Origin of the sequence: Shewanella sp., assembly GCF_048265805.1 — a bacterium.
In the GTDB taxonomy this organism is placed as follows: Bacteria; Pseudomonadota; Gammaproteobacteria; order Enterobacterales; family Shewanellaceae; genus Shewanella.
This window is the reverse complement of record NZ_JBLXAT010000017.1, coordinates 39,309-65,152: the sequence shown is the minus strand read 5'-3', so window position 1 is coordinate 65,152 and position 25,844 is coordinate 39,309. Positions and strand designations below refer to the sequence as shown.

Annotated in this window: 20 protein-coding genes and 3 tRNA genes; 12 read left to right on the top strand and 11 right to left on the bottom strand. The window is 47.6% G+C overall.

Annotated elements, in window-relative coordinates; genetic code table 11:
* Positions 1 to 231: 231 nt before the first annotated feature.
* From ACN0TT_RS12800 to ACN0TT_RS12780, 5 genes are all read right to left on the bottom strand, one after another.
* Positions 232 to 537: a hypothetical protein gene (locus ACN0TT_RS12800; protein ID WP_417762546.1), complete on the bottom strand. Its 306-nt coding sequence runs from the start codon at positions 535 to 537 to the stop codon at positions 232 to 234.
* Positions 538 to 1,170: 633 nt separating this feature from the next.
* Positions 1,171 to 1,257 (bottom strand) — tRNA-Leu (locus ACN0TT_RS12795).
* Between the two features lie 9 nt (positions 1,258 to 1,266).
* A tRNA-Cys gene (locus tag ACN0TT_RS12790) sits at positions 1,267 to 1,340 on the bottom strand.
* A gap of 5 nt (positions 1,341 to 1,345) precedes the next feature.
* A tRNA-Gly gene (locus ACN0TT_RS12785) sits at positions 1,346 to 1,421 on the bottom strand.
* A 234-nt stretch (positions 1,422 to 1,655) separates the two neighbouring features.
* Positions 1,656 to 3,095: a glyceraldehyde-3-phosphate dehydrogenase gene (locus ACN0TT_RS12780; RefSeq protein WP_417762545.1), complete on the bottom strand. Its 1,440-nt coding sequence runs from the start codon at positions 3,093 to 3,095 to the stop codon at positions 1,656 to 1,658.
* A 206-nt stretch (positions 3,096 to 3,301) separates the two neighbouring features.
* Here ACN0TT_RS12780 and ACN0TT_RS12775 point away from each other — a divergent pair, with 206 nt between their 5' ends.
* The 3 genes from ACN0TT_RS12775 to ACN0TT_RS12765 all read left to right on the top strand — a co-directional run bounded on the left by ACN0TT_RS12775 (position 3,302) and on the right by ACN0TT_RS12765 (position 6,668).
* Positions 3,302 to 4,180, top strand: a complete 879-nt coding sequence (locus ACN0TT_RS12775) for a DUF2989 domain-containing protein (RefSeq protein WP_417762544.1) — start codon at positions 3,302 to 3,304, stop codon at positions 4,178 to 4,180.
* Between the two features lie 252 nt (positions 4,181 to 4,432).
* A complete protein-coding gene (gap, locus tag ACN0TT_RS12770) occupies positions 4,433 to 5,443 on the top strand; it encodes a type I glyceraldehyde-3-phosphate dehydrogenase (protein ID WP_417762543.1) in 1,011 nt (336 codons plus the stop codon).
* Positions 5,444 to 5,633: 190 nt separating this feature from the next.
* Positions 5,634 to 6,668: a patatin-like phospholipase family protein gene (locus ACN0TT_RS12765; protein ID WP_417762542.1), complete on the top strand. Its 1,035-nt coding sequence runs from the start codon at positions 5,634 to 5,636 to the stop codon at positions 6,666 to 6,668.
* A 58-nt stretch (positions 6,669 to 6,726) separates the two neighbouring features.
* Here ACN0TT_RS12765 and ACN0TT_RS12760 read toward each other — a convergent pair whose 3' ends face one another.
* From ACN0TT_RS12760 to ACN0TT_RS12750, 3 genes are all read right to left on the bottom strand, one after another.
* Positions 6,727 to 9,828, bottom strand: a complete 3,102-nt coding sequence (locus tag ACN0TT_RS12760) for an efflux RND transporter permease subunit (protein WP_417762541.1) — start codon at positions 9,826 to 9,828, stop codon at positions 6,727 to 6,729.
* 3 nt (positions 9,829 to 9,831) lie between these two features.
* Positions 9,832 to 10,881, bottom strand: a complete 1,050-nt coding sequence (locus ACN0TT_RS12755) for an efflux RND transporter periplasmic adaptor subunit (protein WP_417762540.1) — start codon at positions 10,879 to 10,881, stop codon at positions 9,832 to 9,834.
* A 307-nt stretch (positions 10,882 to 11,188) separates the two neighbouring features.
* Positions 11,189 to 12,070, bottom strand: a complete 882-nt coding sequence (locus ACN0TT_RS12750) for a LysR substrate-binding domain-containing protein (RefSeq protein WP_417762539.1) — start codon at positions 12,068 to 12,070, stop codon at positions 11,189 to 11,191.
* 146 nt (positions 12,071 to 12,216) lie between these two features.
* On the opposite strand from ACN0TT_RS12750, the gene ACN0TT_RS12745 reads away from it, so the two are divergent.
* The 7 genes from ACN0TT_RS12745 to ACN0TT_RS12715 all read left to right on the top strand — a co-directional run bounded on the left by ACN0TT_RS12745 (position 12,217) and on the right by ACN0TT_RS12715 (position 19,239).
* Entirely contained in the window at positions 12,217 to 12,666 is a 450-nt protein-coding gene (locus ACN0TT_RS12745) for a DoxX family protein (RefSeq protein WP_417762538.1), read from the top strand.
* Positions 12,667 to 12,726: 60 nt separating this feature from the next.
* Positions 12,727 to 13,674, top strand: coding sequence for a glutathione S-transferase family protein (locus tag ACN0TT_RS12740; protein ID WP_417762579.1), 948 nt, complete (start codon positions 12,727 to 12,729; stop codon positions 13,672 to 13,674).
* Between the two features lie 42 nt (positions 13,675 to 13,716).
* Complete coding sequence (locus tag ACN0TT_RS12735; RefSeq protein ID WP_417762537.1) at positions 13,717 to 14,529, top strand: DODA-type extradiol aromatic ring-opening family dioxygenase; 813 nt, start codon at positions 13,717 to 13,719, stop codon at positions 14,527 to 14,529.
* A 788-nt stretch (positions 14,530 to 15,317) separates the two neighbouring features.
* Positions 15,318 to 15,674, top strand: coding sequence for a cytochrome c3 family protein (locus ACN0TT_RS12730; protein WP_417762536.1), 357 nt, complete (start codon positions 15,318 to 15,320; stop codon positions 15,672 to 15,674).
* A gap of 418 nt (positions 15,675 to 16,092) precedes the next feature.
* Positions 16,093 to 17,025, top strand: coding sequence for an AEC family transporter (locus ACN0TT_RS12725; protein ID WP_417762535.1), 933 nt, complete (start codon positions 16,093 to 16,095; stop codon positions 17,023 to 17,025).
* Positions 17,026 to 17,172: 147 nt separating this feature from the next.
* The gene (locus ACN0TT_RS12720; protein ID WP_417762534.1) at positions 17,173 to 17,742 is read left to right on the top strand and encodes a hypothetical protein; all 570 of its coding nucleotides are present in this window, start codon (positions 17,173 to 17,175) and stop codon (positions 17,740 to 17,742) included.
* Between the two features lie 543 nt (positions 17,743 to 18,285).
* The gene (locus tag ACN0TT_RS12715) at positions 18,286 to 19,239 is read left to right on the top strand and encodes a lactate/malate family dehydrogenase (protein WP_417762533.1); all 954 of its coding nucleotides are present in this window, start codon (positions 18,286 to 18,288) and stop codon (positions 19,237 to 19,239) included.
* A gap of 123 nt (positions 19,240 to 19,362) precedes the next feature.
* Here ACN0TT_RS12715 and ihfA read toward each other — a convergent pair whose 3' ends face one another.
* From ihfA to pheS, 3 genes are read right to left on the bottom strand one after another with little or no spacing between them, the layout of a single operon-like run.
* Complete coding sequence (gene ihfA / locus ACN0TT_RS12710) at positions 19,363 to 19,659, bottom strand: integration host factor subunit alpha (protein ID WP_417762532.1); 297 nt, start codon at positions 19,657 to 19,659, stop codon at positions 19,363 to 19,365.
* 3 nt (positions 19,660 to 19,662) lie between these two features.
* Positions 19,663 to 22,050 (bottom strand): phenylalanine--tRNA ligase subunit beta, encoded by a 2,388-nt coding sequence (gene pheT / locus ACN0TT_RS12705; RefSeq protein ID WP_417762531.1) that lies wholly within the window; start codon positions 22,048 to 22,050, stop codon positions 19,663 to 19,665.
* 12 nt (positions 22,051 to 22,062) lie between these two features.
* Complete coding sequence (pheS, locus tag ACN0TT_RS12700; protein WP_417762530.1) at positions 22,063 to 23,043, bottom strand: phenylalanine--tRNA ligase subunit alpha; 981 nt, start codon at positions 23,041 to 23,043, stop codon at positions 22,063 to 22,065.
* Between the two features lie 496 nt (positions 23,044 to 23,539).
* Between pheS and ACN0TT_RS12695 the strand changes: the two genes are divergently transcribed.
* Both ACN0TT_RS12695 and ACN0TT_RS12690 read left to right on the top strand, forming a co-directional pair.
* A complete protein-coding gene (locus ACN0TT_RS12695) occupies positions 23,540 to 25,303 on the top strand; it encodes a DEAD/DEAH box helicase family protein (RefSeq protein ID WP_417762529.1) in 1,764 nt (587 codons plus the stop codon).
* A 79-nt stretch (positions 25,304 to 25,382) separates the two neighbouring features.
* Positions 25,383 to 25,640 (top strand): GrxA family glutaredoxin, encoded by a 258-nt coding sequence (locus ACN0TT_RS12690; protein ID WP_417762528.1) that lies wholly within the window; start codon positions 25,383 to 25,385, stop codon positions 25,638 to 25,640.
* Positions 25,641 to 25,844 lie beyond the last annotated feature (204 nt).

Below are 25,844 nucleotides of genomic sequence, written 5' to 3'. Positions count from 1 at the left end.
CTTTTTTATCTGCCAGAGACTTGTATCCACAGCCTGTAGTCTGAGTGGTATAGATTGAGGCACGATACAGAAAAAATAACGTCTAATATCCAACAGGCAAGCAACGAAGTCTGTTGGGGCTTCAATGAAACATGTTTAGAAATAGAGAGTTAGACTGTCAGCAGCTTGGTGTTCGACATAAATGAGCGATCCAACGAGTAGGCAGCGACTTAAGTGGTTTGTGGTGTACACCTAGACCAAGACCCCGTTTAATACCATGCCGAGCATAAAGAATGCTATAGCCATGGCACCTGTGCGCAAGGCAATTACACAGAATGACGCCTGCAACGCAAATACCGATGGTTTAGCAGATGCACTTTGCCGGTAAGCTACATACGCCAAAATGACAGCACTTTTTAGAGAAGCTAGTTTTCCGGAAGCCCAAACAATGAAAGGCGCAAAGCTCGCGAAGATAAGAGCAAACGCTACATCCATGCCACCGAGATGAATGACAAACGCGATCTCTGGGAGAATAGCTGCGACGATAACCAGCAACATACCAATAACGGCACGCTGAACATTTGTTAATTCATCCCATGATTTGATAAATATCCTTTTTATTGGCCCGCGCGAGCGGTTACCCCATTAGACCATTAACAACACACACTTTGAATCGACTGTAGGTGAGTAATATATCAGTTTCCCATCAAATACATCATCAGAGGAAGTGATACTTTTCCTCTTCTTCTGTGCAGGAGTGGAAGTAACACGTAACAATCTCAACAACAATCTTTTTTAATCAAACTGCCATGTGTTCTTGGGATTATCTGGTTAGGGAATGAAGCTTTATCTCACCATAGCGTTGTTCACCACACTGCCACGATGAGAGCGGAGCTACTTCACCAGAGCGAAAACGTTTAAGCCTTACAGAACGTGGATGCTGGCGAGAAGTTAGCCCAAGGCCAATCGACAAGGAACTTGTAGCGCAATCAAATCGCTGACACAGGGTATTAGAGAGTTAAATTCGGTAAAAGGTGGACAGGGCTTAAGCATGATAGCCAAGATACTAAGTAGGAGATATTGATAGCGCCGACCACCAAAAATATTAGGCGAGTATTAGGTGGCGAATTGCAGGCATAAAAAAGAGGTTAGCTTTTATGCTTAACCTCTTAATTGCATTACTCGATGAAATGGTACCCGAGGCCGGACTTGAACCGGCACGCTGTAACCAGCGAGGGATTTTAAATCCCTTGTGTCTACCAATTCCACCACTCGGGCATCGAGTAATGGAGGCGCGACCCGGAGTCGAACCGAGATCGACGGATTTGCAATCCGCAGCATAGCCATTCTGCCATCGCGCCATCTTTGGAGCGACATATCGGGTTCGAACCGATGACCTATACCTTGGCAAGGTATCGCTCTACCAACTGAGCTAATGTCGCATTTGCCGTTAACGAGAAGTTGTCGTTGACTGCGGGATGGAATTCTACGGATTTAGCGTTAGGTGTCAATCAATGATTTAGCAAAAAGTGCCTTTTTTGCGTTGTATGCTGCCTATTTGTTCAATTTGGTATAACTTGTCAAATATTTTAGCAATTTCAGTAGGTTGTTATCGTAAAGACAAAATAGGCAGCGGCGAAATTACCACCGCTGCCCACGACAAAAAAGGATTGGAATTATTCTGACAACGGCAAGTTGATGAAGTTAAGCCCCAGCATTTTTTGCATCACGCCGACAACCTGACAGCTATAACCGTACTCGTTGTCGTACCATACATAGATATTGGCGCGATTCTCTTCAGCGATGGTCGCTTGCGAGTCCACTACCCCGGCATAACGGGAGCCAACTAAGTCACTAGAGACGATCTCGGTTGAATCGGTGTAATCAATTTGGTTTTGCAGCGGCGAATGCAGCGCCGCATTTTTGAGATAGTCGTTGATATCGTCTTTGCTTGTCTCTTTACCTAAGTTAAGGCTGAGAATGGCTAACGATACGTTTGGCGTTGGCACTCGAATGGCGTTCCCCGTCAGTTTACCTGCCAGTACTGGCAACGCCTTGGCAACGGCTTTGGCGGCGCCCGTTTCAGTGATCACCATATTAAGTGGTGCACTGCGGCCACGGCGATCCGCTTTATGGTAGTTATCAATCAGGTTTTGGTCGTTGGTATAAGAGTGAATAGTTTCCACGTGACCACTCAAAATACCGTAACCGTCATTGATGGCTTTCAATACTGGGGTAATCGCGTTGGTGGTGCAGCTGGCAGCGGAACAGATAACGTCTTCGGCAGTAATATCGTTATCGTTTACCCCATAAACGATATTTTTGATATTGCCTTTCGCTGGAGCCGTCAGCAGCACTTTTGCAGCACCAGGGCATTGCAGATGTTGGCCAAGACCGGCTTCATCTTTCCAAATACCGGTGTTATCAACCACAAGCGCGTTGTCGATACCATATTTGGTGTAGTCAACTTCGTTTGGCGAGTTCGCGTAGATCACTTGAATGTAAGTGCCGTTAGCAATAATGGCATTGTTTTCGATATCTACTTCTACTGAGCCGTTAAATGGGCCGTGTACTGAATCACGGCGCAGTAAACTGGCGCGTTTTTCTAAATCACCATCGCGGCCGCCGCGTAACACAATTGCACGTAGGCACAACTTGTTACTTTGGCCGCTGCGAGCGATGAGTAGCCGCGCCAATAGACGGCCGATACGGCCAAAGCCATACAGCACCACATTCCGTGGTTCCACTTCATCTTTACAGGCAATGGCATCAGCTAATGCTTGCTGCATGTAGGAAGCGATTTGGTCAGTGCTGTCGTGCTGCTGCCAGTATTTTACCGCCAATTTGCCAATGTCGACTTTGCATTGGCGTACAGGTAATTTGCTTAATGCTGCTATAAATGGATAGCTTTCTCGAAGACGCAGTTTTTCCCCAACAAAACGTCTCACTAACCGGTGGGCTTTGATGATTTCAATCGTAGAAGCGTTTAATAGTGGTCGGCCATAAACAACAACTTCTACGCCCTGGTTTCGGTAGAGTTTACCGATAATGGGCTGCATTTCCTCCGCTAATTCAAAACGTTCTTGCCAACTTTTCAGATGTTTGTCCGCGCTCATGTAGATATCCTTTAATCTCAGAATTCCAATTTAATCATCCGAATTCATTGAGTAACCAAAAGAAATGACCATAATTTTAAGATGCTCTATTCGGCAGTAGCGATTATGGCTGGCTATATCTTAATGAAAAGCTGATAAAGTGACCAGCAATAAATAAAAGCTAACTATGTAATTTTATTATATTTTTCACCTTCAGGAGCACTAATATGCAGCGCTATTTGGGGTTAATTACGTCATTTTGTTTCATATCCCTGCTTCAGGGCTGTGATAGGCTCAGTCCGACCGAGAGAATCTGTAAAAATAATCCCGAAATTTGTGAAGATTTGCATACCGATGGCTGGTGTAAAGTGGAACGCGCTAACCTCGTCAGCAACCGTTTGGCGGTAAAATCAGCGCAAGAGCAGCAGCAAGAGCAGCAGCAAGACAAACTGCTATACAATTTATTGCTTAACTTAGAGGCGTATAACAAATGCATTGGTCTCGCGGCTGGCGTGCAACATGTTAATAATCCCATCCGTACCAGTGTACGAGCACGCGCCTACGGCTTAAGTTCGCAATCATTGGCTGAGCTGCAGGCCAGTGTTAGCGATGCCAAAACCCCCTACCTTTCTTTTTACCAATGGACACATCGGAGTAACGAACAGGGCTTGCACCGTCTGCTCGAGGCGGAGAAGCAAGGCCAAATCAGCGATCCGCAGATCCTAACGGCACTGGCGGTTCATTATCTAAAAGTTCAACCAGAAAAAGCCCTATCGCTTTACATCGCCGCGTTGGAGCAAGTGTCACCAGAGCAGTTCCAACCTGATTGGCTGCTTGGGACAGCTACGGCTTTTCATTATTTAGGTTATGCTGAAGAGCGTTACTTGTTTGAGAAAGCTAATCTGTTGCTGACGGGGCGTAACGCCAATCAACAGCAGATGAGTGCATCGGTGGGCGGTAATCCAGCATTGGTTAAGCAGTTAGACGAGCAAGCAGAAGATTTGGTCGACACAATTAAGGATGGTGATTTTCGCAGCAGCCGGTGGGCCGAGAAGTTTCGCGCCATTGTTGCCCAAAGTGCCGCAAGCAGTAGTCATAGCAAGTAATATTACGTTTAAATTGCGTGATAAATCGCCAGCAAAACCACGCAGTTTAGTTTGACTAACGCACCATTTTGTCATACAAATAACTTGCCAACATTGTTAGTGTTTCTTAACTATTTTTCAGTTTCGGGAAGAAACCAAAAGAATGGTAGATGGATTGGCCAGATTTCGGGTTTTGTGGGCGATTGCGCTTGACTAAATCCTGCAGTTTTGTAATTTTACAACCAGTTTCTAAGTATATCTGAGGGATACGAAATGACTATCCGCGTAGCAATTAACGGCTATGGCCGTATCGGACGCAACGTATTGCGGGCGCTTTATGAAAGCGACAAAAAATACCCAATCGAAATCGTAGCAATTAACGACTTGGGCGACTCATCAATCAATGCTCACCTGACTAAGTACGATACTGTACATGGCCGTTTTAACGCTTCTGTTGAACATGATGATGAAGCTATCTATGTTAACGGCGACAAGATCCTGACTTTCTCTGAACGTGATCCAGCAAAATTGCCTTGGGGTGATTTGAAAGTGGACGTAGTGTTTGAATGTACTGGTATTTTTACCAGCAAAGAAACTGCGCAACCACACCTGACTGCTGGCGCGAAAAAAGTGATCATCTCTGCTCCAGCGAAAAACGTTGATGCTACTGTGGTTTACGGCGTTAACAACGACGTACTGACAGCAGACATGACCGTTATCTCTAACGCATCATGTACAACCAACTGCTTGGCACCTATCGCCAAACCGTTGAACGATGCACTGGGTATTGAATCTGGTTTGATGACCACTATTCACTCTTACACCAACGACCAACGTTTGTCTGACGTGTACCACAAAGACATGCACCGTGCTCGCGCAGCGGCACTGAACATGATCCCAACCAAAACTGGCGCAGCTGCTGCGGTAGGTTTGGTGGTACCAGAACTGCAAGGCAAGTTTGATGGTTTGGCAGTCCGTGTACCAACAGCGAACGTATCACTGGTTGACTTGTCGTTCATCGCTTCTCGCGATACAACTATCGAAGAAGTTAACGCTATCGTTGCTAAAGCAGCGCAAGCATCACCAATGAACGAAGTGTTGGCTATCAACGAAGAGCCATTGGTATCTATCGACTTCAACCACGTTGCTTTCTCTTCTAACTTTGATGCGACCCAAACTCGCGTGAAAGGCCGTTTAGTGAAAGTCATGTCTTGGTACGATAACGAATGGGGCTTCAGCAACCGTATGCTGGATAACGCTGTTGCGTTGATGAACGCTAAGTAAGTTAGCGCCCTACTCGAAAAAACGCCTGCTAGTCAGGCGTTTTTTTATGCCTGAATGCAGTGAAAACAGTTTCGCCGCTCTCGGCTGATTCAAGCCACTATAAACCTGCCACATCCGCAAATAATGGCGTTATGATAGCCTCTGACGTTGCCATTCAGGCACGGCAGCACTTTTGCTAAGGAGAGCGACTATGAACTACCCATTTAAAAATCTAGTATTTGAAGGCGGCGGCGTTAAGGGGATTGCCTACGTTGGCGCGCTGGAGCTACTGGAGCAACGACAGATCTTAGCCAACATTGTGCGCGTTGGAGGTACATCAGCAGGAGCTATCAATGCCGTGTTGATTGGCCTAGGTTATAGCTTAGAGGAAACCCGCCAGCTACTGTGGCAACTCGATTTTAATCAGTTTATGGATGACTCTTGGGGCATAATACGTGATAGCCAACGGCTATTGTCCGAGTTTGGCTGGTATCGCGGTGACTTCTTTCGGCAATGGATCGGTAACATCATCGCTGCCAAAACTGGCAGCAGCGAAACCACTTTTGCGGATTTAGAAGCGATGAAGGCAGAACATCCATTTAAGTCGCTCTATTTTATTGGTACTAATTTATCGACCTCATTCTCTGAGGTGTTCTCATACGAACATACCCCCACGGTGGCTATCGCCGATGCGGTACGGATCTCTATGTCGATTCCGCTGTTTTTTGCTGCCAAGCGCAGCCTGCGCGGTGATGTATATGTAGATGGTGGTTTACTGAATAACTATCCTGTCAAATTATTTGATCGCAAACGTTATCTGATCAATTGCCCTGTACGTGAACCCGATTATTATCAACGTCTTAATGCGAAACAACCGGTTCAAGCCGCTGAGCAGCGAGACTACGTTTATAACCAACAAACTTTAGGTTTCCGTTTAGATAGCAAGCAGGAAATTGCCGTCATCCGTGATCAGTCAGCCATTGAACATCGGCAGATTGACCATCTATTTGATTACACTTGGGCGTTGGTGCATACCGTGTTAGAAGCGCAGCAGAATACTCACCTACATAGTGATGACTGGGCTCGCACAGTTTACATTGATACGCTCGGAGTAAAAACGACTGACTTTGATATCGACGAGCAACACAAACAAGCACTGTTAGATTCAGGCAAGCAAGGGGCACAGTGCTTCATGGATTGGTTTGACAATGAGCAGCCCAAGCCGAATAAGCCCGAGTCTGCCTAACGTAAAAAGCCGCACTGAATTAACAGCGCGGCTTCTTCTTATTATGGTTAACTGGCGGTTAATGTGGCAGCTCGGTGACTTCGCTCAGCTCCTGATGCAGCCGGACACTTTCATCGCCACGCGGTTTAGTGAACCGTGCTAACGCCAAATACAACACTGGGGTCAGGTATAAGGTAAATACCACCGCGATGCCCAAACCACCAAAGACCACCCAACCAATTGCGTTACGAGCTTCAGCCCCTGCACCCGTCGATAAAATTAACGGCAAGCCACCGAGCAAGGTTGAAAACAGCGTCATGGCGATAGCACGTAAACGGATCTGCGCCGCCTTTTCTACCGCGTCGCGTACCGACAAGCCGCGGTCACGCAACTGGTCAGCAAACTCCACCAGCAAGATAGAGTTTTTCGCTAACAGCCCGATGAGCATCACCAAACCAATTTGCGAATAGATGTTAAGCGAGGTGTTGGTGAGATACAGCGCTAGCACGGCGGCAGCGATACCAAATGGCACGGTAAGCATCACCACAATGGCGCTGTTGACGCTTTCAAACTGCGCCGCCAATACCAGCAATACAATAATGAATGCCAGCACGTAGGTCAGCATCACGTCTTGCGCAGTTTCCTCAAAAGTGAGCGCCTCGCCTTGGAACAACATGCCGATATTATCTGGCAGCGTTTGATCCGCGAGTTCCCGCAGTTGGTCAACAGCTTCGTTCATCGCCACATCATCTGGCAATTCCATCTCAATGCTAATGGCGCGGCGCTGTGCGTGACGTTCCAACTCGGCCGCTACACCCTCTTCGCTGATAGTGGCTAAGCTCGACATTGGCACTAACACGCCCGACTGCGAGCCGACATACAGGTTCGACAGGTCAGTTGGGTCATTCACCGCCCCATTGTGGGCTTGCAGCATAATCGGAATTGACTGATCGCCCACGTTTAAGTCGGCAATATCATCCCCATTGATTGCTACCCGTAAGGTAGAAGAGATATCGCGCAGCGACACCCCCAACTCTTCGGCACGGCGGCGATCAATGTTCACCCGTAGCTGTGGCTGAGTGGGTTTATACCCAATATCCGGCGTGCCTAGTTCTGGCAAGTTTTCCTCAATTGCGCGGCTAAAATCGAGCGCTGCCTGATAAATAGATTCGTAATCATCACCGGTTAGCGCCAGTTGTAAACCGCCGCCCTGCCCGCGTAGGTTCAAACTGTTGGCACCAAAGGCACGTCCAGGCGCGCCAGGAATATCATTCAGTGGGTCGCGGATTTTGTCGATAATGTCTTGCTGTGATTCTTGCCGATCGTCCCAGTGCTTCAGCGGCACGGTAATAAACACAATGTTGGGGTCCCAGTGGCCAACCACAGAATAAATGGATTCAATTTCGCCTTTTTCGACAAACGGCAGCAGAATGTCTTCCATCTTTTGCGCTTGGCGATCCATAAAGTTAAGCCCCACCCCATCTGGCCCGCGGGCGAAAATACGAATGGTGCCGCGGTCTTCATTCGGCAGCAATTCGTTATCCAGCTGCATATACAATGCGGCCGAACCAAGCGCCGCAGCGACACAAGCGAAGAAGGTAAACCACGCGTGATTCAACACCCAACGCAGACTGCCCTGATACCAAGTCAGTAACCGCTGTCCAAGCGGGGCAAAAAGATTGCGTTTACCGTCATCCTCTCGTGGCAGTCGCGCCGTTAATGCGGGCACTAAAGATAACGCCACAAATGACGAGATAATCACCGCGCCAGCCAATACACCGCCAAACTCGCGGAATAAACGCCCCGCAGTTGATGGCAAAAAGGCGATGGGGATAAATACCGCCGCCAGCACCGCAGTCGTCGCCACCACCGCAAAAAACACTTCACGAGTGCCCACCACCGCGGCAGCACGCGCCCCCAGCCCCATCGCACGGCGGCGCTGCACGTTTTCTGATACCACAATAGCATCATCCACAATCAAGCCAGTGGCCAATACCAGCGCCAGCAAGGTCAAAATATTAATGGAAAAGCCCATCGCCCAAATAATGGCGACCGAGCCAATCAAGGCGACGGGGATAGATAGCGCAGGCACAATAGTAGCGTGCCAACGGCCGATAAAAATCCACAGCGTCAGCACAACCAACAGCACGGTGAGGATCAGCGAGGTGATCACCTCTTTGACCGAGTCCCGAATAAATTCGGCATCATCAGAAGTGACTAAAATCTGCAGTTTGGGAAAACGCACTTTGAGCCGTTCAACCAGCGCGAGTACTTCGTCAGAAATCTCAATGGTGTTGGAACGCGCTTGGCGAATAATCTCGACGCCGATAATCGGCCGTCCATCCAAGCGCACAATAGAACCCGCATCGGCGGGACCGAAATACACCGAGGCCACATCACCAATGCGAATATCACCCCGAATAACAATGTTCTCTACCTGCTCAGCAGTGACTGATGTGGCATCAGCCCGCACAATCAGTTGCTGATCGGTCGAGCGTAAACTGCCAGCGGGCACATCAAATGGCGCTTGCTCCAAGACAGTGGCGACATCGGTTACCGATAGATGGAAGCTGGTCAGCCGCAGCGGATCGAGCATTACGCGTAATACCCGTTCACGGTCACCGGTCAGCCGCACATCGGCCACGCCGGGCACACTCAAAAACTGCGGCGCTAGATCGACATCCACAATCTCGGTGAGTTCTTCTAGCGCAAGTTCATCACTGGCGATAGCCAAACTCACTACGCTAGTGGCATCGTTGTCGGCTTTAATCACCGACAACTGCTCAACATCATCCGGCAGCTCACGCTGTACACGGCTGACCGATTCACGCATCTCGTTGGCGGCGTTATCGAGATCAATCCCCGGCCGAAACTCGACCACGATGCGCGCATTGCCCTCTTCACTGTTAGCGCGAATACTTTTCACGCCGGTGACGCGCGCGGCAGCACCTTCGAGAATACTGGTGACTTCAGTGTCTACGGTTTCTGGTGAGCCGCCGGGAAAGTTGGCCCGAACGGTAACGACCGGTCGATCAACGTCTGGTAATTCCCGCACTTCCACACCATTGATAGCCGCAATACCGGCAATAATAATCAGTAAGTTGAACACGACCACCAGCACCGGACGTCGAATCGATAATGAGGGGAGATCGCTGGTTTGCAGGTAATGTTGCAGACTCATCGGTTACTCCTTCACCACGGCTACGGCGGCAGTGGCGTTAACCGCTTGGTGCAGGCGTAAGTTTTGAATACCTTCGGTGATCAGTTGAGTTTTGGTATCAAGCTCACCAGCAACCAATATGCGCCCTTTGAGACGCTGTTTGATCTGCACATCGACCCGCTGCGCTTGCCCATTTTCGACAACCCACACGTAAGCTCCCGTGGCGCCCCAAGCGAGCGCAGCTTCAGGAATTTTGGCGTAGGCGTCACCGACAATTTGTAAACTCACACGAAAGCTCATGCCGGGGCGGAAGCGATCGTCGCGGTTATCAATCACCGCACGGGCACGTACAGTACGGCTGGCGATATCGATACGGGAGTCAACTTGCTCAATGGTGGCAGGAAGTTCGGCGGCGCGGTTGTTCCATGGTCGCAATAGCACTTCGGTATTACTGCGCAGCAAAGCAAATGCAGTTTCCGGCGCTTGAAAATTCACGTACAGTTTGTCACGACTGTCGATGCTGGTAATGGGAGTAATCAGTGTGATGCGGTCGCCCACTTCGACGTCTGTTAGGCCCACATAGCCACTAAATGGCGCACGAACGGATCGTTCTTCCAGTTCGACTCGAGCTTCTTCAAGATTGACTTTGGCTAGGTCGCGTAAGGTGATGGCATCATCCAAATCGGTTTGCGGCACTGCGCCTTGCTGACGAATGTTAGTCAGTCGTTCAACGGTGCGCTCTGCATCGGCTAGCTGGATCTGAGCCCGCTCCAACGCCACTTGCTGGCGTCTTGCGTAAAGCTGCAGCAATACATCACCCGCCGCCACTTTGTCACCGGGATTGAAATTAACTTGTACCACCCGCTCTGCTACTGCCGGATAGATCACAACCGAGTGTTGCGCTTCCGCAGTACCAACCACATCAACGCGCGTGATCTCATGTTCAAAACTGACTGATTCAGTCACCACCCGCTTTGCCGCGGGATCTGCGGCAAAACTCGACCATGTCAGCACACTGCCCACGATAGCGAAGCCGATGGTGCCATTTAGCCTAAAAACGCGAGATAGAGGCATTATTCATCCTTTAACCGATACAGAGCGTTAGCCGTCTTAGTCATGTTCGATGTGTACTAACGATGAAACGCCCTCAGCCGCCGCAAGCTAGCAACGGACGAGTGCGTATCATCTCAATGCCTCTTAACGATTACGCGTTGCTGGCACTTTATTTAGCCTAGTGGAAAGAACTGAACTAAGTCGCTTTTTTCAATGCGATAGCTATACGCGAACAGTATTAAATTCAGGTTAAATTCAGGTGTTAATTCGGTAAATAAATATCAGGTATGCGCCGCAAAGACGCATCAAGACGGGAAAACACAGTGGGTTATTTAATTAGGCGATCCCAATATGGCGGCGTACCAAAATAGCCATCAAGAAAATCAATAAAAGTGCGCACCTTACTCGCTAACAGTTTGCGATGGGGATACACCGCATACAAGCCTAACGGCTCTGGCACATAATCACTGAGGACCATCTGTAACTTACCGCTTTTTATCGCTTCGGCGCAGATAAATGTCGGCTGCAGCGTAATACCTGCGCCTTCAATGGCACTTTGTACTAACACATCGCCATTGTTACAGAGCATCGCTTGGTTACCTTCCGGCCAAAACGGTGTCTTTTCCATATAGCTGTAACTTAGCAGTTGATGTTCGACCAAATCGTCAAGCTGTTGCGGAGTGCCATGTTTTGCCAAATATTCTGGGGCCGCGCAAAACACCAGTTCAATGGGTACGATGGCTTTAGCAATCAACGAGGAGCTTTTAAGTCTGCCTATCCGTAGTGCGATATCAAAGCCCTCTTCGACAATGTCCACTTTGCGATCATTCAACTGCAAGTCAACATTCACATGGGGATGAGCTTTACGGAAATCATTAATCAGCCGTGCGAGGTGACTGGTAGCAAATGATACTGGCGCACTAATACGCAGTAACCCGCGCACTTCATCTTGCAGATCGTTCAGCTGAGTGTCTAAGTCGTCAAAATCATCCAACACCTGCTGCGCCCGCTGAAAGTAACGCAATCCTGCCTCCGTTAAATGCACTTTACGGGTGGTGCGGTTAAGTAATCGAATCCCGACGTTTTCTTCTAAACGCGACACATATTTGCTAATCAGCTGTGGCGAGAGCTGTAACTTATCTGCGGCTTTGGTAAAGCTATTCTCGCTGGCCACCGTCACAAAAGCGCGAAGTACGTCAATTCGATCCATATCTGTCTCAGTTGATTATCAATACAGCGTTTATAATATTGCATTGATAGCCATCTTAATCTCCGCTACGCCACAAAGTAAAGTATCACCAACGTTAAGGGAGAAGCCCGAAACACTTGAATACTTTGGAATTTGGAGCGTCGACAATGAAATCTCAACTGATAACTAAACTGTTTGCCACACAAGCGGGTATCTCATCACTTATTCTACGTGTCCCTGTCGGCATTATTTTGATGGGTCACGGTTCGCAAAAACTCTTTGGTTGGTTTGGCGGATATGGCCTGCAAGGCACTGGTCAATGGATGGAAAGCTTAGGTATGCATCCAGGGGTATTGATGGCAGGCATGGCCGGTAGTGCAGAATTCTTTGGCGGCTTGGCGCTGGTACTTGGCTTACTTATCCGCCCTGCTGCTGCCATCGTGGCATTTACTATGTTGATGGCGATTTTAACCGTGCACATTAGCAACGGGCTGTTCCTCGCCAACAACGGTTATGAATACGCATTAGCCTTGCTAGTAGCCTTAGTAGCATTGGCAATTCAAGGCAGTGGCCGCGTATCGCTCGATAATGTCATCGCGCACCGCTTAGCACGATAAGAGCGCCTGTTATACCAAGGGCTTTGGTAACAAAGCCCTGCAATACCCGAGGAGTAGATGATGTTAGTAGATGGTGTATGGACCGAAGATTGGCAACCCGTACAAGCCAAAGATGACCAAGGCCGTTTTATTCGCCAAACCTCATCGTTTCGCCACTGGATCACCCGCGACGGTAGCGCTGGGCCAACTGGCCATGCGGGGTTTAAAGCAGAAAAAGGCCGCTACCATCTCTACGTGGGTTATATCTGCCCTTGGGCATCGCGAACTTTAATGGCACGCGCGCTTAAAGGATTAACCGAGGTTATTGATATTGCCGTAGTTAATCCGCGCCTTTCAGACCAAGGTTGGCGGTTTGGTGGTTTTGCGCAATCTGCGCCCGACACGCTTAATGGCGCCGAGTATCTACACCAGCTATACACTAAGGCTGATCCACATTTTACTGGCCGCGCCACTGTTCCTGTACTTTGGGATAAACAAACACAGACCATCGTCAGTAATGAATCCGCTGATATCGTGCGGATGTTGAATACGGCGTTTATTGATCTAGTGCAGCAAGGCCCCGATTTATACCCCGCTGACTTAGCAGATGATATCGATAAGCTCAATGAATGTATGTACAAATCGCTGAACAATGGTGTTTACCAAGCCGGATTCGCTACCACGCAACAGGCATATGAGGAAGCGTACCACACGGTGTTTAACACTTTAGATGCGCTAGAAGCCCGTCTGAGTGACGGCCGTCAGTATCTGTTTGGCGACCGTTTCACTGAAGCTGATATTCGTCTGTTTGTCACCCTCATTCGTTTTGATGCGGCCTATTACGGTTTGTTTAAATGTAATCGAAATCAGATCAAAGAAATGCCGCAGCTCCATGGATATATGCTGCGAGTTCTAGCACTAGAAGGAATTAGCTCAACCATTAACCTTGAGCACATCAAAGCAGGTTATTACTCAATCAACGCATTGAATCCCAATGGTATTGTACCCATTGGACCACAGCAGATTTAGTTTCATACGCTAATGTTGTTTTAGCAGATTTTGGAGTTGTATATGAAAACGCCGACAATTACTTTTATCTCTCATGGTGGTGGCCCAATGCCACTGCTCAATGACCCTGCCCATGCCAACATGGTGACCCACCTCAAGGCGTTGGCCCAAAAATTGGGTAAACCCCGCGCCATTTTGGTGATCAGTGCTCACTGGGAAGAAAATGTACCGACTATCACCTCTGGTGCTAATCCTAAGATGATTTACGACTACTATGGCTTCCCACCTGAGACTTACAAAATCCAGTATCCAGCGCCGGGGGAACCACAGTTAGCACAGCAAGTGTACGATGCACTAGCTAGCGCTGGCATCTCAGCCCGTCTTGATCCACAACGCGGCTTTGACCACGGCTTGTTTGTGCCATTGATGCTGATGTATCCAACGGCAGATATTCCATGTATTCAGCTATCACTGATGAATAACTTAAGCCCAGAGCAACACTTGGCGATTGGTAAAGCGCTGCAAGCACTACAGTACGATAATTTGTTGGTGATTGGTTCAGGCTTTTCATTTCACAACATGCGCGAATTTTTTGGGGCGGATACCGCGGAGAAACGCGCCAAGAATGTGGCATTTGAACAGTGGCTACAACACACATTGACCAGCGCCGATTTAACTGAGCATGACCGTCAACAACAATTGGCACATTGGGCGCAAGCACCTTCTGCACGTTTTTGCCAGCCACGAGAAGAGCACTTACTGCCATTGCACGTCTGTTATGGCTTGGCCGAACGCCCAGCCGAACAAGTGGATGATGTGGTGATTTTGAATAAACATTCGAGCGGATTTACTTGGTTGGGTAAACAACTTAATTAAGTCAACTCGCGACGCTAATTTAAAGAAGGTGCGTACAAATATCCTCGCAACACTCTGGATTTGTAAGCAACAGCAGTTCAAGGCAAGAACTGCGGGCATGCTGAAGCATGGCAACGTTGGCTAACGACGCAATGCATAAGCTTATAAATCCCCGTAGGGTGTGGGCTGTTTATCTTTGCTGGTTGTTTTTGCAGTAGACAGAGCGTGATTTAGGCAAGGCAGGTGATGTGCCGTGGCGTTATTCTCCACAAATATCACCTAACGCTGAAAAATGGCGCTCTGTCACTGCCCGAAGGGTTCATTTAAACGTATCCTGAACTTTATTGCCTCCAGTTTGCTTAGTTGACTAAGCGTCACTGGCTGCGCCTTGCTCATAATGTGTTTAATTTAAACAAAAATTAAACACTAAAGATCAACAGCCCCTATTCTACTAAGTTGCATTTTCCATTCACTGCAAACTGCACCTGGCATCTGACGCGGTATACCAACGCAATGCACGCAACTGACTCGCACCGTCCTTAAGACCGTTACTCTCAGAGTTCCGGTCTTTTTTTATCTTTTGGCTCTAAAACTTATTCATTCACAAAGGATAACTGGCTAAAAAATATTATATACAGCGGCGGCTTATTCATTGTTCCCTAAATCAGATTGCTATGAACTTTGATGTGATCCTAATACAAAGAACAGTAAGTTATGTGAAGCACCTTAGAGAACAATAGCGAATGAATTTACGCGGTTAACAAAATCCAATATGTTATACATATGATGTTTAATTGAGTTGTAATCATATGAAAAAATCTCTTCGTTTTGTTTCTGCTGTCGCGGTTTCTGCCGCAGTTATGTTCATCGGTTTTAATGCATCTGCAGTTGAGTTACGCGGAAGCCATAAAGCTAATCACGTGGCCTGTAAATCTTGCCATACCAAAGGTATGCAACATGCTGGAACAACTGAAGGTTGTTTAAATTGTCATGAAAGTTATGACGCGGTCCGTGCATTGACCGAAAAAAACCATCCTGAGTTCGAAGTTAATCCGCATATGGATGGTCATTTAGGTGAATTGGATTGCACGGATTGCCACCACATGCACAAAGCGTCAGAAGTGGTTTGTAACGAGTGTCACCAATTTGAGTTCACCGCTCCGTAAGTCAATTCAATGCGTTATTGCGACTACACACCCACATTGCAACGGTGTGTAGTTATCGCAGTTGCCACTGTGCCAGCCGGTGAGCAAAAGGAGTATTGCTGGAGAACATCCCATTATTGCGTGTAGTTATGGATAGCAATATCCAAACTTAGCCGACACGGTAATTTGACATTTAAATTAATGATTCATCATGAGCTTAAACGTCAATCATCCAACCCGATTTCCCGAGCTATCCCTGCTTACCGGGAGACTCACACTTTATTGCGGCAATGGGGCTAGCTATTTAATTAGCCCCACTTCTTTTTGACGCTGTTAAATATCAACTTTCCACGACGAACAGTATAAGCTTCTGTTAGGATTAGCTTAATTGGGCAAGTGCTGATTTAGCATATACCGTTATATTTATTGGAAAGCGCAAATGTTCACCTTTATTGCAGACACTCTAATCCCGATACTCCTACTACTATTAATGGGGTGGGCGCTGTACCGCTATAAATTATTAAATGATGGCTTTGTCGAAGCGGGTTCTAAGTTAGTGTTTAACTTTGCGCTGCCAGCCCTGCTGTTTCTATCAATTAGCCAAGCAGATTTTGGCCATGCGGCTAATTTGCCACTGATCGCCATTGGTGCGGTCACTACCGTGTTATTCTTTGGTTTATTGATGCTTTGCTGTCACGGCACGGTAACCCCAGATAATGCCCGTGGCGTTGTGGTACAAGGCGGCTTTCGCGCCAACATGGGCATTATCGGCCTCGCTTACTGCGCTAATACTTATGGTAACGAAGGGTTAGCCGTTGCCTCGGTGTATTTAGGCTGTATCACCATCCTGTTTAATATTCTGTCAGTATTTGTGCTCAACTTTTATCTGGCAGGTACCCGCTCAATTGTGCACCACATCAAAGGTATGCTCACCAATCCACTGATTATTGCCATTGTTATCGCGCTGCCCTTTTCTTACTTTCAACTTCACCTCCCCGCATGGTTGTTGAAAACTGGGCGCTACTTTTCTCAACTGACCCTGCCGTTGGCACTCATCTGCACCGGTGCGTCACTGCAGTTTCGCTCGTTTAGTTCAGATTGGCGCAATATCGCCATTGCCACCACCTGTAAGTGCGTGTTCTATCCACTAGCGATGGTTGTCAGCGCTTATCTGCTGGGCTTTACCGGCATGTATCTTGGCATTGTATTGTTATTAGCCATTGCGCCGACAGCAGCGGCAAGCTATGTCATGGTGCGCAACCTTGGCGGTGATCATCGCTTAGCGGCCAGTATCATTGCCGTGACAACGCTGGTATCGCTGCCAGTAACCGCTTTAGCCTTTGGGACATTGCGTTATCTGGCGTTGATTTAAACAACGATAAAGCTCAATGCTCCTTGGTATTGAGAAGCGTTAGCTTTTAGGTTGCAAAGCGACAATATTAGGCCGAATATAGATGCTCTTGTTAACGACGCTGACTAGCCGTCACTGCAGCGCGATTTTTGTTATCTGGTCTAAAATATGCCTAATTTTAAGCAATTATTCGCCACCTTTTGGCCGTTATTTATGCTATTTGTGCCGTTGGCGGCAATGGTCGTCAATCAACAACTGCTAGTGATGCTAAGTGATGTTATCGTTGGTGCGTTAACGCTCTGCGGCAGTGTTGCCTGTTACCAATGGATAGCCACCAAAAACGTCGACCGACTACCCTATCGGCTAGCAACAGCCGCGGCTATGGTCGCTTCTTTACTATTGATCTGGGCGAATTTGACCAATGAACTCATCGAGGATAGTAACCTGCCATTTAAGCAGTTGTTAGCGGTAGTGTTTGTCATTGGTGTGGTTGGCACCTCGTGGTCGAAACAGCGTCCCAAAGGCATGGCAAGAACCATGCTCGCAATGGCAGTAGCACTGTTTATGATGACGGTTGTCATTGTTATACAGCATCCTAATGACATCGCTGAACAGCCCATAATGACCATCTTTTGTCTCACCCTAGTGGCACTCTACATTTTGGCATCTTGGCTATTTGAACGAGCTAGCTATCTACTCTCCCATCCACATATCGAGCGGGCATTCGGCATTTCTTGAGCGCACAAGTTAAAACATACATCTTCGGACACCGTACGAACATAGTGCTTGTTCAAGCACACATGCAATAACGGCTGACCCCGTTCGCCCAATGTCGTTGCGCTAGCGAAGGGGTATAGCTTTCAACTTATCGGCTAGTACTGCTGATTGCGTAACAAAAACGTCAGCTGAGGCTTATGGTGACGAAAAGCAGCATAAACAGGTGAGATTAGAACAGCGGTTGCAGCTAGCCGAACCATCTTACAAGCCCGTATAGACAATTAGGTAGTGCTCAACAGTTGAACACTCAGTAACAATACCCAAGCAATTAACTCAGATTTAATGCTAGAAAACTGCACAAATTCACCACCACTCAGCAAATATGTTTTAATTACCAAAAAACATAACCACTTCAAAAAAGTATCCTTAAAAACCAATATTTTATGAATTCGTTGTCAAATATCTGTGACACTAAAGTAATGGCTAATTCCCTCGATTCCCTTGCTGTAAAGCTGATTAACTGCAAAATCACTTCACTACAACAAAAATGAAAGAAGGACAGAGATGAAAGTTGGAATTATTGGCGCAGGTGCGGTGGGTGTAGCCGTATGCAACTATGTGTTGGCGCTAGGCAATTGCCATGAATTGGTGTTGATAGATAAAAACAAAGAGCGAGCGGAAGGAGAACTGATGGACTTTGGCCACGCAAGCTCGTTGACCTTTGGTAAAAATATTCGCCTGCACGCTGGTGATGATTACAGCATGTTGCAAGGAGCGGATATTGTCGTCATCACGGCCGGCGCACAGATTAAAGCAGACCAACCGCGCATAGAGCTGGCGGAAGTGAACTCTACCATTTGTGTTGATGTCGCCAAACAAATTGAGGTGCATGCCCCCAATACCACCTTAATTGTAGTCACCAACCCTTGTGATCTTGCCGCATTTTTTATTATTAAAAACACGGGTTATCAGCCACACCAAGTGATCAGCAGTGGTTGCGTGGTAGATACCGCCAGATTGATGAAGATTGTCGGTGATCATACGCACCTCGACCCGAAAAACGTGTTTGGTTATGTTCTTGGCGAGCATGGTAGCCATTGTTTTATGCCAGCGACCCTACTCTCTGCTGGCGGCCAATCTATTGACTATTACTGCGATACCAACCAATTACCACGTATTGACCCGCAGCAGTTATTGGAAGACGTAAAGCAAGCTGGCTATCAAATCTTCAAGCGTAAGTTGAACACCACCCATGGCGTCGCTGCTAGTGTGTATCGCATTATTCAGGCCATTGCACTTAATGAACATTCAGTACTGCCGGTTGGCGTATTAGTGGACGGCTATTATGGTATCGAAGGGTCGGTATTGAGTTTACCAGCGGTCGTGGGTAAACGCGGTATTGAAAAGGTGCTTGAACATCCATTTAGCGAGGATGAGTTAGCCCAACTTACAGAAATCCATCAGAAAATTCGTGATGTTATCGTGTCGGTAGCACAGCGGACGGGACTTAATGCTTAACTAGATAAGCAATTCCGCTATCTTATAAGTACAGCAAAGGCCAGTAGATCAAACATCTACTGGCCAATACCGTAAAATCAAGTCAACACCTATCCCACTGGATAGGTGTTTGGTGTCAGAAGCTTAGCCTTCTTTATTGGCTGCTTCTACACGGCTCTTCAATTTTTGACCGGGACGGAAGGTAACCACGCGTCGTGCAGAAATTGGAATATCTTCACCCGTTTTAGGGTTACGTCCTGGACGTTGGTTTTTATCGCGCAGGTCAAAATTACCGAAGCCGGACAACTTAACTTGGTCACCGTTCTCTAGCGCTAACCGGATCTCTTCGAAAAATGCTTCAACAATCTCTTTGGCTACACGTTTGTTTATGCCAAGTGTTTCAAAAAGATGCTCTGCCATTTCGGCCTTGGTAAGTGCCATACTTTAATCCCTCAACGATGCGTTGAACTCGTCTTTCAGAGCAGAAACTACCACCTCTACGGTGGCGGCAATCTCTTTTTCTTCAAGAGTACGAGCGTTATCTTGTAACGTGAGCGCGATGGCAAGGCTCTTTTTACCTTCCACTACGCCCTGCCCTCGGTATACGTCAAACAAGTTTAAGCCAACCAACTGATTTCCGCCAACTTTTTTTATTGTTGACAGAATTTTTCCTGCTGGAACCGACTCATCGACGACTACTGCAATATCTCGACGGTTTGCTGGGAAACGGGACACCGGAGCGGCAACGGGTAAACTAGCGTGCAACAGCGCATCAAGTGACACTTCAAACACGATAGTTTTGCCGTTTAGTCCAAACGGCTTTTCCAACGCTGGATGTACTGCACCAATATAACCGATCGTCTGATCATTTCTAGTGATTTCAGCACATTGCCCCGGATGTAACGCTGCATGTGACCCTGCTTTAAAACTAAATTCAGCATCGGCTAGTGTCAAGCCAATAATTGCTTCTAAATCACCTTTAAGATCGAAAAAATCTACGGTTTTAGAATCAATTGCCCAATGTTCGTCACTTTGAGGACCCGCAATAACCGCCGCCAGCATAGGTTCTTGGCGCACGCCCATTGGCGCGTCAGCATCTGGTGTGAAACGTAACCCAGTCTCGAACAGGCGTACACGGCCTTGTTGACGAGCTTGGTTATAACCCACAGATGTTAACAAGCCGGTAAACAGCGATAAACGCATTGCTGACATTTCGCTAGAAATTGGGTTTGGCAACACCATTGCTGATTGCTCTGGGTGTATCAGATTTTGCAATTTAGGGTCGACAAAACTGTAGGTTACCGCCTCTTGGAAACCACGCGCGACCAACATGCTACGCACTTTACGTAGGCTGATGTTGCTCTCTTGGTGTTGTGACATTTTCAGTGCAGCAACTGGCGCAGTATCTGGAATATTGTTGTAGCCGTAGATGCGGGCAACTTCTTCAATCAGATCTTCTTCAATCGCCATATCAAAACGATAAGTCGCGGTAGTAACCTGCCAACCACCGTCGACGTCGCTCACGTTAAAACCAAGGCGAGTCATAATTTCGGCAACATCGGCATCAGGCACATGGTGTCCGAGCAGCTTGTCGAGTTTGGCACGGCGCAGCGTAATATCCGCCGCTTTTGGCAGATACTGATCAGCTTTCACTTCAACTACTGGGCCAGCTTCACCGCCACAGATGTCGATGATCAGACGTGATGCACGATCCATCACTTTGTGTTGCAGTTCTGGGTCAACGCCACGTTCAAAGCGGTGACTTGAATCAGTATGCAGACCTAAGTTACGCGCTTTGCCCATGATGGCTAGCGGTGCAAAGAAGGCGCATTCCAACACGATATCCTGAGTTTCAGCATTAACACCTGAGTGTTCACCACCAAAAATACCAGCCAGTGCTAGCGGGCCGTTATCATCAGCTACAACTAACGTATCTGCAGGTACGGTGATTTCATTACCATCAAGCAGAGTCAGCTTTTCAACACCGTCCCCCAAGCGTACTTGCAAGCTGCCAGTGATGTTGGCTTTATCAAAAGCGTGCATTGGTTGACCGAATTCGATCAGTACATAGTTGGTGATATCAACTACTGGGTCGATAGAACGAATACCGCTACGACGCAGTTTTTCGATCATCCAATCTGGCGTTTTGGCCGTGACGTTTACTTTGTTGATCACTCGGCTTAAATAGCGTGGGCAAGCGTCAGTAGCTTGCACATCAACGGTAATAGTATCATCAATGCTTGCGCTTACCGCTTCCCATGTAGGTTCAGTCACAGTAACGCGGTTAAGTACGCCCACTTCACGAGCCAAACCTACCATGCCGAGACAATCTGCGCGGTTGGCAGTCAAATCGACGTCAATAATCGCATCATTCAGTTGCAGGTAGTCACGTACATCGGTACCGATGGGTGCATCGGCAGGCAATTCAATGATGCCATCGCTTTCGATATCAACACCAAGTTCACCATATGAACACAACATGCCGTGCGACGGTTGACCGCGCAGCTTAGCTTTTTTGATTTTGAAGTCGCCTGGCAGTACGGCGCCAACTACGGCAACGCATACTTTCAAGCCTAGGCGACAGTTTGGTGCACCACAAACGATGTCCAGCAGCTCGTCACCGCCAACATTCACTTTGGTAACTCGCAGTTTGTCTGCGTCAGGATGTTGACCACATTCAACCACTTCACCGACAACTACGCCGCTGAACTCGCCTGCTACACCTTCAACATCATCAACTTCCAACCCAGCCATCGTAATTTGCTGAGATAATTCTTCACGGCTAATCGCAGGGTTAACCCATTCACGAAGCCAAGATTCACTGAATTTCATTATGTCGCTCCGTTATTTGAATTGCTTGAGGAAACGTAGGTCATTCTCAAAGAATGAACGTAAGTCTGTCACGCCGTAACGCAACATGGTCAAACGCTCTACGCCCATACCAAAGGCAAACCCGGAGTATTTTTCAGGATCGATGCCGACACCACGCAGTACATTCGGATGCACCATGCCGCAGCCCAGCACTTCTAACCAACCGTTCTTACCTTTCACGTCCACCTCTGCTGATGGTTCAGTAAATGGGAAGTAAGATGGACGGAAACGGATCTCTAAATCTTCTTCAAAGAAATTGCGCAAAAAGTCATGCAAAATGCCCTTCAACTGCGCGAAGCTGACATGCTCATCAACCAGCAAACCTTCCACTTGGTGGAACATTGGGGTGTGGGTCATGTCGTAGTCGTTACGATAAACGCGGCCTGGAGAGATAATGCGCAATGGTGGCTTTTCTACTTCCATGGTGCGGATCTGTACGCCAGAGGTCTGCGTACGCAGTACCACTTCGGGATTGAAGTAGAATGTGTCGTGATCGGCACGCGCTGGGTGATGTGCTGGAATATTCAGCGCATCAAAGTTGTGGTAACCATCTTCCACTTCTGGGCCGTGTTTAACACTAAAGCCCAATTCACCAAAGAAAGATTCAATACGTTCGATGGTGCGAGTCACAGGATGCAAACCGCCATTTTCTAAGCGACGGCCGGGAAGAGTCACGTCTACTTGTTCGGCTTTCAGTTTCTCTTCCAATTCAGCGGCTTTCAACGCATCAATGCGTTGACTCAGCACTTGTTGGACCTGCTTTTTTGCTTCGTTGACCTTTTGGCCAAATGCTGGTTTTTCTTCAGCACTCAGCGTTGCCATCAGTTTCATCAAGTCGGTGATTTTACCTTTCTTACCTAGGTAATCGACTCGAAGTTCGTCTAGTGTTTTTAGATCTGCGGCGCTTTCGATGGCATTGAGGGCCTGCTGTACGATCTCAGTTAACTGCTGCATCTTCCCTTCCAGTTCATGCCAGCCCAACGGGCTGTGAATGGTTTCTAAAATGACGTAATAAAAGGATAGAAATTTTACGTCAGTCCCCCCAAATTAGCCAGTGACAATCTAAATTAACGAATGAAAACATGGAGTTTTTTTCATCAAAGTCCCTAGGGGCTGTTTATCTTTGCTGATTGTTTTTGCAGCAGGCAGCGCGTGATTTAGGCAAGGCAGGTGATGTGCCGTGTAGTTATTCTCCACCAACAGCGCCTAACGCTGAATAAATTGCGCGCTGTCGCTGCCCGAAGGGTTCATTTAAACGCACTCTGAACTTTGTTGCGCCCAGCTTGCTTAGTTGACTAAGCGTCGCAGGTCTCGCCTCGTTCATAACGCGTTTAATTTGAACAAAAATTAAACACTAAAGATCAACAGCCCCTAAGAATTTCAGCATCGCTGCTTTAGTGACAACTCCCTGTGCTATGCTGCTGTAAAATTTCTTCATCACTCAGTAAAAATGCCTGCCGCTCCCGCGTTACAACTCAGAGATTATCAACAACAAGCCGTCGATGCGGTGCTGCAACATTTTCGCAGTAGCAACAGTAGCGCTGTGATTGTGTTACCGACGGGCGCAGGCAAAAGTATTGTAATTGCAGAGCTAGCACGTGTCGCACGCGGAAAGGTATTAGTGCTAACGCATGTCAAAGAGTTAGTGGAGCAAAACGCTGCCAAAGTTGAGCTGCTCGATGATGATGTCAGCGTCTATTCTGCGGGGTTAAAGCAAAAGCTGCTGGCAGGTAAAACGGTTGTTGCGTCAGTACAATCAGCCGCGCGTAGTCTTACCGAATTTAGTGATAAATACTCGCTAGTGATTATTGATGAGTGCCATCGTGTGAGTGACGATGAAGCATCGCAATACCAACAACTACTGACTACATTAACCAAACATAATCCAAAACTAAAAGTATTGGGGCTCACTGCGACGCCTTATCGGCTCGACAGCGGTTATATCTACAAGCGCCACTACCACGGTAAAATCGGCAGCAAAGCCGCGGTGTTCGATGACTGTATCTTCGAACTGCCGATGCGTTACTTAGTCAAAAAAGGCTACTTAACGCCACCGAAAACCTATGATGGATTAACAGCACAGTACGATTTTAGCCGGTTAACGGTAACAGATAGTGGCGATTACCAAGCAAGTGAAGTCGAAGCACTGCTGAATCTGCAAGGTCGAGCCACAACAGCCATTGTCAAACAACTGGTGCAACTTGCTAAACAACGCCAAGGGGTGATTATCTTTGCCGCTACCGTTAAACATGCGGCAGAAATCATGGCATTACTCGGTAAATATAGTGACGATAACGCTGCGCTCATCACCGCTGATACCCCAGCACTGGAGCGCGATCGCGCCATTAACGAGTTTCGCACCAGACAGATAAAATTTATGGTCAACGTAGCGGTGCTCACCACGGGGTTTGATGCGCCCCATGTAGATCTCATTGCGATCTTACGCCCAACGGCATCAGCCGGTTTGTATCAGCAGATGGCAGGCCGGGGCTTGCGACTTGCGCCGGGCAAAGAAGATTGCATCATCATTGATTATGCCGCGAATGGCTTTGATCTGTTCGCCCCTGAGATCCCCCAAGCTAAACCGACCAGTAGTGCGGTTCCTGTGCAAGTGCCCTGCCCAATCTGTGGCTTTGCCAATACATTTTGGGGCAAAGTTGACGCTGATGGTGACATCATCGAGCATTTTGGTCGACGATGCCAGGGGCTGATGGACGATGGCAAACAGCAATGTAACTACCGTTATCGCGCCAAGATTTGTCCAGATTGTGGCGCTGAAAATGATATCGCAGCGCGCAGTTGCACTAGCTGCCAGTCAGTAATGGTTGATCCGGATAAACGATTAAAGGAAGTGCTTGGCAAAAAACACCATCACCTGTTTAAGGTAGATGCAATGCAGCTAGTAGAGGACAACGGTGTACTGAAGGTGATCTATCATGACGTGGACGGCAATCATTTCGGTGAGACCTTTCGCATGGAAACCACGGCGCAACGCAAAGCATTATATGCCGTTTTCTTGTTACCTCACGACCGCACACCAGGGTTGCCATGGCCGAAATTCACTAAACCCTGTGAGCTAATCGCGCTGACCACTCGTCTGCGCCAGCCGGATTTGTTATTGCTGCAACAGAAGCCCAAACGAGGTTGGCAACTGGTCGAAAAGTTTTTTGATTATCACGGCCGACACCAAACTGCTGCAAATTTTCTCGACTAAACCGACAAAGTTATTTCAGGGCTGTACTCGTTCTACAGGCTGTTGTAATGTGAGCAAAATTGAGAAACGGGAGTTCACCATGCACGTCGTTATTTTTGGTCGTCCTGGCTGCCCTTACTGTGTTCGTGCTAAACAGTTATCTGAGCAGTTAGAAGAAAAACGTGATGATTTTAGTTTTCGCTATGTCGACATTCACGAAGAAGGTATCACCAAAGCGGATTTATCAAAGAGTGTTGGTAAGCCGGTAGAGACCGTACCGCAGATCTTTGTTGATAAACAACCTATCGGTGGTTGCACTGAATTTGAAGCCTACGTTAGAGACAATAATTTGCTGTAATAGGGTTCAATCTTAAAATGGCGTCTTCGGACGCTTTTTTTGTCACTAATGTTTGGTAACAGTTTGGATAACAACGAGTTAGAAACAATATTAGTGAATTTATCTGAGGATGACTTCTATAGGAGATAAATGGTGGGTCGTGAAGGATTCGAACCTTCGACCAATTGGTTAAAAGCCAACTGCTCTACCGACTGAGCTAACGAC